The 1,521-nt window shown below is 74.3% G+C and carries 1 protein-coding gene; it reads left to right on the top strand.

Annotation, left to right across the window (positions count from 1 at the left end; translation table 11 throughout):
* Positions 1–374: 374 nt before the first annotated feature.
* Complete coding sequence (locus WDV85_RS01460) at positions 375–1,421, top strand: hypothetical protein (protein ID WP_339568924.1); 1,047 nt, start codon at positions 375–377, stop codon at positions 1,419–1,421.
* Positions 1,422–1,521 lie beyond the last annotated feature (100 nt).

Genomic DNA, 1,521 nt, shown 5'->3' with positions numbered 1-1,521 from the left:
GCCCGGGCCCGGGCGGTGCTGCGGCGCCTGCGCGAGGTCTCCGGGGCGCTGGCCGAGGCCGCCGAGGGCTGAGCACTCCCTCCGCGGTGGTGGGTGCCCAAGCGCACTACCACGCTGGGTCACCACCCGGGGGAGATGCGCGTCACCCGTACGGGTGAAGCGGGGGGTGTCGTCGTCGCGCGCCGTCCGGTCGCACGGAGTTGGTCCGCCGTTTCCGTCCAGACCATTGCCCCGCTGTGACGGTTCTGACACGGTACGACTCGCGTCCGCATGTGACACCGATGTCCGTCTTGGTCGTCACGTCACGGACGTCCCATCCGAACGTGACCACCGAGTGACGAAGGCCCCGCCGAGGGGCTGTCGAAGGAGCCTCCATGAAGCTGATCAGCGCCCTCACCGCCGGCACCCTCCTCGCTGCCGGCGGCGTCGTGGCCGTGGCGGGCCCCGCCATGAGCTCCTCGGGCCTCACGACGCGCTGCGACGGCACCGCCGACGGCGTGACCATCCCCGGCGACCTCGTCGTCCCCCGCGACGCCTCGTGCGACCTCACCGGCGTCACCGTCACGGGCACGACCCGCGTCGCCGCGGGCGGTGACCTCGTCGCCGAGGGCACCACCTTCCAGGGCGCCGTCACCGTCGCCGAGGACGGCTTCATCGGCCTGGTCGACTCCAGCGTCGCCGGCCGTGTCACCTCCCGCCAGGGCTTCGGCGTGACCCTCGAGGGCAGCAGCGCCCAGTCGCTCGTCACCCGCGCCGTCGAGGGCTCCGAGGTCGAGACCGTGACGTGGGTCGAGTCCGGCAGCACCGTCAGCGGTGTCGTCGACGCCCGTGCGGGCGAGCTGCTCCTGTCCTCCTCGGTGGTCACCGGGAACGTGCGCGGCCTCGGGACGGTGTACACGGACGTCATCGACTCCGTCGTCGACGGCACCCTCGAGGTGCGCGACAACGTCGAGGGCGGCGTGTTCTGCGAGAGCGAGGTCTACGGCGACGCCACCTACGCCGGCAGCATGTCGGTGCTGCAGCTCGGCGCCGACGGGCCGGTCGAGGTCTGCGAGCAGATGAGCGTCTGGGGCGGCGACGTCACGGTCGTCGACAACGACGCCGAGATCGTCCTCGACCAGAACATCGTCCGCGGCGACGTGACCCTCAGCGGCAACGACCCGATGCCGACCGTCGGGCCGGACAACCGCGTCCGCGGCACGGTCAACGGCATGTCGCAGTCCGAGGCCGAGGCCATGGTCGCGCCGCAGGAGCTCGCCCGCTCCGTCCAGAAGGCCGCTGCGTCCCCGATGGCCCGCATGGCCGTCGAGGCGCCGACGGTCGAGTCCGTCCTCGAGCGCGAGGACGGCCGCCGCGCCGCCGTGGAGCAGCGCACCGCCGACGCCGAGGCCGCCGCGGCCGCCGCGGGCCCCATCGCCTGACGCCGGCCGCCGGGCCACCCGGCAGCACCACCCGGGGCCGCCCGGTCCGCCCTCCCGGGGGCGGACCGGGCGGCCCCGCCGCGTCAGCGGGCTGGTGACG

The sequence above is a fragment of the Pseudokineococcus sp. 5B2Z-1 genome (assembly GCF_037482305.1).
Taxonomy (GTDB): Bacteria; Actinomycetota; Actinomycetes; order Actinomycetales; family Quadrisphaeraceae; genus Pseudokineococcus.
Note: the sequence above shows the minus strand (reverse complement) of the source record. Positions and strands in the feature narration are given on the sequence as shown.